Source organism: Paratractidigestivibacter sp., assembly GCF_052362415.1.
Classification (GTDB): Bacteria; Actinomycetota; Coriobacteriia; order Coriobacteriales; family Atopobiaceae; genus Paratractidigestivibacter.
In genome coordinates, this window is the sequence record NZ_DAWEMK010000069.1 from 1 (window position 1) to 9,525 (window position 9,525).

General features: G+C 66.0%; 8 protein-coding genes and 1 pseudogene. 5 read left to right on the forward strand and 4 right to left on the reverse strand.

Features of this window, described 5'->3' with window-relative positions; all coding sequences use genetic code 11:
- Positions 1–169 precede the first annotated feature (169 nt).
- The 4 genes from ACT84W_RS07435 to ACT84W_RS07450 are packed head-to-tail and all read left to right on the forward strand — an operon-like array spanning position 170 to position 3,222.
- Positions 170–508, forward strand: a complete 339-nt coding sequence (locus ACT84W_RS07435) for a thiamine-binding protein (RefSeq protein WP_417575186.1) — start codon at positions 170–172, stop codon at positions 506–508.
- A gap of 2 nt (positions 509–510) precedes the next feature.
- A complete protein-coding gene (locus tag ACT84W_RS07440) occupies positions 511–1,290 on the forward strand; it encodes an ABC transporter permease (protein ID WP_417575185.1) in 780 nt (259 codons plus the stop codon).
- A gap of 1 nt (position 1,291) precedes the next feature.
- Positions 1,292–2,332 (forward strand): ABC transporter substrate-binding protein, encoded by a 1,041-nt coding sequence (locus ACT84W_RS07445; RefSeq protein WP_432291304.1) that lies wholly within the window; start codon positions 1,292–1,294, stop codon positions 2,330–2,332.
- 5 nt (positions 2,333–2,337) lie between these two features.
- Positions 2,338–3,222 (forward strand): ABC transporter ATP-binding protein, encoded by an 885-nt coding sequence (locus tag ACT84W_RS07450; protein ID WP_444328743.1) that lies wholly within the window; start codon positions 2,338–2,340, stop codon positions 3,220–3,222.
- A gap of 137 nt (positions 3,223–3,359) precedes the next feature.
- Here ACT84W_RS07450 and ACT84W_RS07455 read toward each other — a convergent pair whose 3' ends face one another.
- Positions 3,360–4,772, reverse strand: a complete 1,413-nt coding sequence (locus ACT84W_RS07455) for an aminopeptidase (RefSeq protein WP_444328744.1) — start codon at positions 4,770–4,772, stop codon at positions 3,360–3,362.
- Between the two features lie 370 nt (positions 4,773–5,142).
- The gene (locus ACT84W_RS07460) at positions 5,143–6,159 is read right to left on the reverse strand and encodes a hypothetical protein (RefSeq protein ID WP_444328745.1); all 1,017 of its coding nucleotides are present in this window, start codon (positions 6,157–6,159) and stop codon (positions 5,143–5,145) included.
- 204 nt (positions 6,160–6,363) lie between these two features.
- On the opposite strand from ACT84W_RS07460, the gene fba reads away from it, so the two are divergent.
- Entirely contained in the window at positions 6,364–7,236 is an 873-nt protein-coding gene (fba, locus tag ACT84W_RS07465; RefSeq protein ID WP_417575180.1) for a class II fructose-1,6-bisphosphate aldolase, read from the forward strand.
- A gap of 352 nt (positions 7,237–7,588) precedes the next feature.
- Here fba and ACT84W_RS07470 read toward each other — a convergent pair whose 3' ends face one another.
- Complete coding sequence (locus tag ACT84W_RS07470; protein WP_444328746.1) at positions 7,589–7,999, reverse strand: PTS sugar transporter subunit IIA; 411 nt, start codon at positions 7,997–7,999, stop codon at positions 7,589–7,591.
- A 164-nt stretch (positions 8,000–8,163) separates the two neighbouring features.
- Positions 8,164–9,423 (reverse strand): annotated as a pseudogene (locus tag ACT84W_RS07475) (glycoside hydrolase family 1 protein).
- Between the last annotated feature and the right edge of the window lie 102 nt (positions 9,424–9,525).

Consider the following 9,525-nt stretch of genomic DNA (forward strand, 5'->3'; position numbering starts at 1 on the left):
TTGTCGAAAAAAGGGGGCTGGCGCACGCCGGCTGAGATAGGGCCCAGCGACGCGGCCCTGACCTTCGAACCTGATCCGGGTAATGCCGGCGTAGGAACCAGAGCCCATTCGTTTTGGAACGCCTACGGAATCGTGGGCGTCTTTTTTGTGCGCCCGGGAAGGAGCACGTTTGAACTGCTCGATCGCTATCCAGTACCTGCCCATGGACGCGGGCGACGACGACGCCACCTGCGCCGCGGTCGACGCCGTCATCGACTACATCGACTCGACGGGCATCGACTACTTCGTCGGCCCGTTCGAGACCGCCATCGAGGGCGACTACGACAAGTGCATGGAGATCCTCAAGAACTGCCAGCTCGTGGGCGCCGAGCACGGCTGCAAGCACGTCATGACCTACGCGAAGATCAACTTCAAGCCCGAGGGCGACGTCATGTCGACCGACCGCAAGATCGGCAAGTACCACCCCGACGATCCCGAGTTCGCCAAGGGCTCCGAGGCCGTGGCCTAGCTGTGGCGCGCCGCAACCCGTGCTTCCTCACAAAGAAGTTCCTGGCGCCCGCCTGCGCCGTGGTCGCGCTTCTTGCCGTCTGGCAGGGGGTGTGCTCGGCGGGGCTCGTCCCGAACTTCATGCTGCCGAGCCCGGTCGAGGTCGTCTGCGCCCTCGTGGCGGACTTCCCGCTTCTGCTCTCGCACACCTGGACTACGCTGTCGGAGGCGGCGCTCGGCCTCGCCATCGGTGTGGCGGTCGGCTTTGGCTTCGCCGTCCTCATGGACAAGTTCGAGACGTTCTACCTCGCCTTTGACCCGCTGCTCACGGTGAGCCAGACCGTGCCGACGGTGGCCATCGCGCCGCTGCTCGTGCTGTGGTTCGGCTACGGCCTCATGCCCAAGGTGCTCCTCGTCGTCATCACCACGTTCTTCCCGGTGACGGTGGCCCTGGCCAGCGGCTTCAGGTCCGTCGACCCCGACCAGATCGACCTTCTTCGCACCATGAACGCCTCGGAGTGGCAGATCTTCCGCTACGCGAAGCTGCCCGCCGCGGCCGACCAGTTCTTCAGTGGCCTGCGCATCAGCGCGACCTACGCCATCGTGGGCGCCGTGATCTCCGAGTGGCTCGGCGGATTCACTGGCCTGGGCGTCTACATGACGCGCGTGAGGAAGAACTTTGCGTACGACCGCATGTTCGCGGTCATCATCATCACCAGCGCGCTCTCGCTCGCCCTCATGAAGGGCGTCGACGTGCTCGAGCGCATCTGCATGCCTTGGAAAAAGGCGGAAGGGAACGAATAACATGATCAACCGCAACGCCATCTCTCGCCGCGCCTTCGTGGGCGGCTCCTTCGCCGGCGCCGCCGCACTTGCCCTCGCCGGCTGCGGCTCCAACGGCGGGAACGCCTCCTCCTCCGACGATAAGAAGGCCGTCCCCGCCGTGCAGGCCAAGATCACGTTCTGCCTCGACTACACGCCCAACACCAACCACACGGGCATCTACGTGGCCAAGAACAAGGGCTTCTTTGCCGATGAGGGCCTCGACGTCGAGATCGTCCAGCCCGCCGACGGCACCGCCGAGGGCATGATCGGCTCCGGCCAGGCGCAGTTCGGCGTTTCTTACCAGGACTACATCGCCGCGTCCTACGACGAGGGCAACACCGGCCTCGAGGCCGTCGCCGCCATCATCCAGCACAACACCTCGGGCATCATGAGCCGCCAGGAGGACGGGATCACCCGCGCCAAGGAGATGGAGAACCACGTCTACACCACGTGGGACATGGCCGTCGAGCAGGCCACCATCAAGCAGATCATGGAGTCCGACGGCGGCGACTACTCCAAGCTCAAGATGGTCCCCTACACCGTCGACGACGAGGTCAGCGGCCTGAAGGCCAACATGTTCGACTGTGTGTGGGTCTACGAGGGCTGGGCGGTCCAGAACGCTAAGGTCCAAGATTACCCTATCAACTACTTCAGCTTCAAGGACATGGACGACGTCTTCGACTTCTACACCCCGGTCCTCGCCGCGAACACCGAGTACGCGAAGGCCAACCCCGACGTGGCCAAGGCCTTCCTCCGCGCGGCAAAGAAGGGCTACGAGTTCGCCGTCCAGCAGCCCGAGGACGCCGCGAAGATCCTGCTCGAGGAGGTGCCCGAGCTCGACGCCGACCTGGTCAACGCGTCCGCGACCTATCTGGCGGGTCAGTACACCGCCGAAGCCGAGAGCTGGGGCGTCATCGACAAGGACCGCTGGGCAAAGTACTTCCAGTGGCTGAACGACAACCAGCTCGTCACCAACCAGCTGGACGTCAACGCCGGCTACGATACCTCCTACCTGGCGTAAGAGCCGTGGGAAAGAAGAACGACAACCCCGGAGCCGCGGCGGCGGACGGCGGCGCGGCGACTCGCGCTGCCGGGTCCGTTGCCGAGGGCGGGGCTCCCGGCGCGGCGACTCGCGCCGGCGCTCCCGCCCTCGAGGCGCGCGGCCTCACCTGCGCCTGGGACGGCGCGCACGACGTCGTGCGCGGCATCGACCTGCACGTGGACCCCGGCGAGATCGTCTGCATCGTCGGCAAGTCCGGCTGCGGCAAGACCACGATCCTGCACGCGCTCTCGGGCCTCACACGCCCGCGCGAGGGCGTCGTGCTCCTGCACGGCGAGGACCTGGGCGGCCGCCCCGGCCGCGTGAGCTACATGCTCCAGAAGGACCTCCTGCTGCCGAGCCGCACCATCCTCGACAACGTCTGCCTGCCGCTCATCGTCGCGGGCGCCAAGAAGGCCGACGCGCGCGCGAAGGCGCTGCCGCTGTTCGAGCGCTTCGGCCTCGCCGGGTGCGAGAACCAGTTGCCGAGCGAGCTTTCCGGCGGCATGCGCCAGCGCGCGGCGTTTCTCCGCACGTACCTGATGGGCAACGACGTCGCGCTGCTCGACGAGCCGTTCAGCGCGCTCGACGCCCTCACGCGCGCCGACATCCGCGCATGGTACTGCGGCATGGCCGCCGAGCTGGGCATCGCCTCCGTCGTGATCACCCACGACGTGGACGAGGCCGTGAGCATGGCGCACCGCATCTACGTGCTCGAGGGAGACCCGCGCGGCGGCGTGCCGTCGGTCGTCGCAGGTGAGGTGCCCGTCGACCACGGCGCCTGCGCCGCCGGCGAGGGGGAGGCAGCCCGCTTCGACCTCACCGATGAGTTCCTGCGTGCCAAGCGCGAGGTCATGGCGCTTTTGGGCTGAGGAAAGCGGCAGAGGAACCCTGCTGCGGGCCTCAATCGATTTGAGTAAACCTGAGGACGCCCCGGGCTTCTTTGCGAAAGCCCGGGGCGTCCTTTGTCCTGCTTATGTCATAAGCGTCGGCGAGCGCGCGAAGCCCCTTACGCCTTCTGGAGGAACGCGCGGTAGCCGCGGTAGGCCTCGTAGATGTCGGCCTTGCTCGTGGTCTCCCACGGCGCGTGCATGGACAGCACGGGCACGCCGCAGTCAATGACGCTCATGTCGTACTTGGCGAGGATGTAGGCGATGGTCCCGCCGCCGCCCAAATCGACGCGGCCGAGCTCGGCGGTCTGCCAGTTGACGCCGCCCTCGTCCATCACGCGGCGGACCTTGGCGACGTACTCGGCGTCGGCGTCGTTGGAGCCGGACTTGCCGCGGCTGCCGGTGAACTTGTTGAAGGTGAGGCCGCGGCCCAGGTAGCTCGCGTTCTTCGCCTCGAAGGCGGACGCGAAGGTGGGGTCGAAGCCCGCGGAGACGTCGCTGGAGAGCATCTGCGACGCGGCGAGGCAGCGGCGCAGCGCGAGGTCGCCCGGCTTGCCGGCGAGGGCGAGGACCTCGGCCATCGTGTTCTCAAAGAAGCGGCTGGTCATGCCGGTCGCGCCGACCGAGCCGATCTCCTCTTTGTCCACGAGCAGGGTGACGGAGGTGCGGGCGACGTCCTTCTCGTCGAGCATGGCGACGAGGCTCGTGTAGGCGCAGGAGCGGTCGTCCTGGCCGTAGCCGAGGATCATCGAGCGGTCGAAGCCCAGGTCGCGGGCGGCGCCGGCGGGCACGACCTCGAGCTCGGCCGAGAGGAGGTCCTCCTCATCGATGCCTATCTGCTCCTTGAGGATGCCGAGGACGCCCTTCTTCACGAGGTCCTTCTCGTCCGCGGCGCCGTCCTTCTGGGCGTCGCCGTCCTTGACCACGACGGGGCGGCCGCCGCAGAGCACGTCGAGCATCTCGCCGTCGACGACCTTGGCGGCGTCCTTGGTCATCTGCTCCTGCGCGAGGTGGATGAGCAGGTCGGTCACGCAGAACACGGGGTCGGCCTCGTCCTCGCCGATGTTGACCTTAACGACCTCGCCGTCCTTGTGGACCACGACGCCGTGGATGGCCAGCGGGATGGTGACCCACTGGTACTTCTTTATGCCGCCGTAGTAGTGGGTGTCGAGCGTGACGAGGTCGTTCTTCTCGTCCATCGGGTTCTGCTTGACGTCCATGCGCGGCGAGTCGATGTGCGCGCCGAGGATGTTCACGCCGGCCTCGAGGTCGTCGGAGCCGAGGTTGACGAGCATGAGAGACTTCGCGCGGTTGACGGCGTAGAGCTTGGCGCCGGCCTCGAGCTTTTTGTCCGCGGCGACGGCCTCCTCCAGGCTCACGTAGCCGGCCTCGCGCGCCATGTCGACGGCGGCGGCGCAGCACTCGCGCTCGGTCTTGTTGTCCGAGATGAAGGCCTTGTAGCCCTCGCAGAGATAGTGCAGCTCGTCGAGCTGCTCGGGGGAGTAGGACTTCCAGGCGTTCGGTCGCTCCATGCGGTTCCTTCCGTTGATCGCTAATTTGTGCAGGGTCGATTCTAGCGCGGGCGGCGCTGCCGTGGCGCGCGTGGCGAGAATTGCCGCTGTGGCACAGGCAGCGGGCGGGGACGGGCGCCGCGGAGGGGCGCGCTTCGAGCTGTGTGGCGAGAAACGCCGCTGTGGCACGGGCTGTGGCAGGAATTGCCGCTGTGGCACAGACCGTGGCGAGAAACGCCGCTGTGGCGCTGATTCGCGTGCCACAGCGGCGTTATCTGTCACATTTTGCTTCCCGTCGTGCCACAGCGGCGATTTTTGCCACGGGTGAGCGGCCGTCGGTGCCCCCGGTGCGTCTCCCCAGCCTCGGCAATCGGCGCCGAGCCGCCGTGAGCTACTTTCGGGACTCCGTCGCGGAGCCCGTGCTGCCCGTCTCGCCGGTCGACGAAGAAGTGCCGCCCGTCGTCGACGAGCCGTTGCCGGAGCCGGTGTCCGAGCTCGTCCCGTTGCCGGCGTTGTCGTAGCCGCCGGACCCGTTGCTGCCGGAGTTGCCGGAATCGGCGTCATGCTTCGAGTCCGAGCCGTTGCCGGCGCCGTTTGCGCCTGTGGAGCCGTTCGCTCCGTCGGAAGAAGTCCCACTGCTCGAGCTGTCCGTGCCGGAGGTCGTGGACGAGGGGGAACCGTCGCCCGTCTCGCCGTCCTTCTTTTGGGAGGAGCTGCCCGAGGAGTCCTTGCCCGAGCCCTCGGCCTTGCTCTGCGTCTGCGCGCCCTTGCCCGAGGCCTCGCCCTTGCCGGTGGCCGAGCTCTCGGAGCCCTGAGCGGGCTTATCGCTCACGACCTGCTCCTGCTGGGCAGGGGCGGGCTTGGTGCCGATGCCGGCGCCCTGCGTGACGAAGCTCACGACCAGCGCAAAGACGAGCACCGCCACGAGCGCGACCGCCGCGGCGACGATGGTCGCGCGCCTGCGGGTACGGCGGTGCTCGGCCGCGCGTGCCGCCTCGCGGATCTCGGGCGGGGCGATGGGCGTGCCGGACTCCGCCACCTCGTCGATGTCCGCGCGCGCGACGAAGCGGTTGCGGTCGATCCTGCGCGTTGCGTCCGCGACGGTCGCGTCGGCGTCGGCGGGGCTGGCCTGGCGGATCTTCTCGGCGGACGCGGAGAGGAGCGACTTGTACACCTGGGAGGCCGCCGCGGAGGCGAAGCCGCCGATCAGCGTGCCGATGATGGAGCCGGCGATGCCGATCTGCGAGGCGAGCGCGAAGGAGGTCGCTGCCGCGAGCCCCGAGGCGATCACCGCGGCGAAGCTGAAGTCCTCGAAGATGCCTTTCTTCTCGCCCTGCTCCTGCGCGCCGAGATTCTCTGTGCGGCCGTCGTCTGAGCCGTAACCGCTCGTGTTATTGGAAAAACCCACTTCGCACACTCCAAATCGTCTGTCGCGGGCACGCATGCCCAACGATTTTTGGGTACCCGAGTATAGGTTCGCTTCATCCGCTGTCCACGAATTATCACGATTACTGGATAAAACCTACCATTCACGGAGTTGTCTGAACCGTTAACGGGGTATTATGGATGTCGTTCCGTTTTCTGCTTGTTCCTCAACTGGGAGGTAAGAAACATGCTCGTTAACGCAACCGCAATGCTTCAGTCCGCAGAGAAGGGCCACTACGGCATTGGTGCTTTCAACACCAACAACCTTGAGTGGGCCTCTTCTATCCTTGACGCCGGCGAGGAGCTCCAGTCCCCGCTGATCATCCAGTGCACCGGCGGCGCCGCCAAGTGGCAGACCAGCTTCAAGATCGTCGCCGACATGGTCAAGCAGCTCGTTGAGGACAAGAACATCACCGTCCCCGTCGCCCTGCACCTCGATCACGGCTCCTACGACCAGGCCCTCGCCTGCATTGAGGCCGGCTTCACCTCCGTTATGTACGACGGTTCCCACGAGGCCGACTTCGAGACCAACCTCAAGCACACCTCCGAGATCGTCAAGCTCGCCCACTCCAAGGGCATCTCGGTCGAGGCCGAGGTCGGCGGCATCGGGGGCACCGAGGACGGCGTGACCTCCTCCGGCGAGCTCGCCGACCCGAAGCAGTGCAAGGCCATCGCCGACCTGGGCGTCGACTTCCTCGCCTGCGGCATCGGCAACATCCACGGCCTGTATCCGGCCGACTGGAAGGGCCTCTCGTTCGAGCGCCTCGGCGAGATCAAGGCTCTGACCGGCGATCTCCCGCTCGTCCTCCACGGCGGCACCGGCATCCCCGTTGATCAGGTCAAGAAGGCCATCTCCCTCGGCATCTCCAAGATCAACGTCAACACCGACCTCCAGGTCGTCTTTGCCAAGGCCACCCGCGAGTACATCGAGGCCGGCCTCGACAAGCAGGGCAAGGGCTACGACCCCCGCAAGCTCCTCAAGCCCGGTCGCGAGGCCATCGTCGCCCGCACCAAGGAGCTCATCCAGGAGTTCGGCTCCGACGGCAAGGGCTGGAACTAAGCCTTACCGCGCACAACCCGGCGCACCGAACGGCGCCCGGTCCCGCATCCCGCGGGGCCGGGCGCCTTCATTCGTTTCCACCCATCACTGGGTGACAGTCATTGCGCGCAGCTTTCTGTGACACTCATCAGCCGTTGCCACCCATCACCGAGTGACAGTCACTGGCTGCAGCGTTTAGGGGACATCCTTTAAGCCTCGACGAAAACAGCGCTCCTTCTCTCACGAGGAGAGAAGGAGCGCTGAACTGCGGCTTCTTTGCATGTCTGGCAAAAAATGCTGCACGCAATGACTGCCACCGGCTGATGGGTGTCCCAGAAAGCTGCAGCCAATGACTGTCACCCAGTGAGGGTGGTTACTTGGTGACCTTGACGACCTGCTGGCCGGCCTTGACGGTGGACTCGGGGTCGACGAGCATGTCGACGGAGGCGTAGTCGGCGGTGTTCGTGACGACGAGGACGACGCAGTCGGGGTGACCGGCGTCGGCGATCTTCTTGCGGTCGATCTTGACGCAGGGCTGGCCGGCCTTGACGGTGTCGCCCTGGGCGACGAGGCTCGTGAAGCCGTCACCGTTCATGTCGACGGTGTCGACGCCGATGTGGACGAGGATCTCGACGCCCTCGGCGGTGTTGATGCCCACGGCGTGCGGCATGAGAACGCCCACGGTGCCGTCGACGGGGGAGTAGACGACCTCCTCATCGGGGAAGACGGCGCCGGGTCGGGGACGTCGGTCATCTTGATCGCGCGACCGCTGACGGGGGCGCAAAGCGAGTACGGCGCGGGGTCGGCGTCAACGTTGGCGGGCTTAGCGGGGGCGGCGGGAGCCGCGGCCTTCTTTTTGAACATATCGAAGAGTCCCATGAGCTTTTCCTTTAGCGATAGTGATCGAGAAGGGCGCCTTGCCGCCCCACTTATTGTAACCAGTTTACATCACGAGAGGTCCGCACCGTTGCTCGCGATTACCTTCTTGTACCAATAGAAGGAATCCTTTCGGCTGCGCTCGAGGGTGCCCTCGCCGTCGTTGTCCTTATCGACGTAAATGAAGCCGTAGCGCTTCTTCATCTCGCCGGTCGAGGCCGAGACCAGGTCGATGCAGCCCCACATGGTGTAGCCCATGAGGTCGACGCCGTCGGCGATCGCCTGCTCCATCTGTTCGATGTGGCTGCGCAGGTACTCGATGCGGTAGGTGTCGTGGATGCGCCCGCCCTCGTCGGGCACGTCGACGGCGCCGAGGCCGTTCTCGACGATCATGAGAGGCACCTGGTAGCGGTCGTATACCTCCTCGAGGTAGTAGCGCAGGCCCTCCGGGTCGATCGCTCAGCCCCAGTCGCTTTTCTTCAGGTACTCGTTGCCGGCGCCCCCGAAGATGTTGCCTGCTTCGGCGAGGGCGGGGTCGGCGGTCGCGGTCGAGCTCATGTAATAAGAGAAGCTGTAGAAGTCGACGGTGCCCGCCTTGAGCGTGGCCGCGTCCTCGGGCGAGACCTCGATCCTCACGCCCTCGCGCTCCCACAGGGCGGGCGCCCAGGCGGGGTAGGCGCCGCGGACCTGGACGTCGCCGCAGTAGAAGCTGTGCTCGCGCTGGGTGCGCTGGGCGGCGAGGACGTCGGCGGGGTTGCAGGTGTGCGGGTAGGTGACGTTGCCCGCGATCATGCAGCCGATCTTGTCCTGGGGATCGATCTCGTGCCCCATGGCGACGCAGCGCGCGCTCGCGAGGAACTGGTGGTGGAGGGCCTGGTAGCGCTTCTGGGGATCGTCCCAGGGAGTGTCGCCGAAGGTCATGGGGACGTCGTCGCCCGGCGGCAGGATGCCCGCGCCCATGATGTTGCCGAAGCCTCCCATGAGCAGGCAGTTGATCTCGTTGAAGGTGAGCCAGTAGCGCACGAGCCCCTTGTACTCGGTCATGACGGTGTGCGCGTAGTTGAGGTAGAACCCGATGAGCTCGGGGTTCGCCCAGCCGCCGTAGTGCTTGGCCAGGTAGTAGGGGAGCTCATAGTGCGAGAGCGTGACCATAGGCTCGATGCCGCACTCGCGGCACTTCTGGAACACGCGCCGGTAGAACTCGACGCCCGCCCGATTGGGCTCGCGTTCGTCCCCGTGCGGGAAGATTCGGCTCCAGTTGATGGACATGCGGTAGCACTTGAAGCCCATCTCGCCGAACAGCGCGATGTCGTCGAGGTAATGGCTGTACATGTCCACAGCCTCATGGGAGGGGTAGAAGACGCCGGGCTTGACGCCGTCGGTCGCGCGGCGCTTCTCCCACAGGATCCAGGAGTCGATATCGCTCTCGATGGC

What these genes read in the sequence shown, in the direction of transcription:
- ACT84W_RS07445 (WP_432291304.1), top strand. Translation starts at nt 1,292, where the DNA reads ATGATCAACCGCAACGCCATCTCTCGCCGCGCCTTCGTGGGCGGCTCC.
- ACT84W_RS07455 (WP_444328744.1), bottom strand. Translation starts at nt 4,772, where the DNA reads ATGGAGCGACCGAACGCCTGGAAGTCCTACTCCCCCGAGCAGCTCGAC.
- fba (WP_417575180.1), top strand. Translation starts at nt 6,364, where the DNA reads ATGCTCGTTAACGCAACCGCAATGCTTCAGTCCGCAGAGAAGGGCCAC.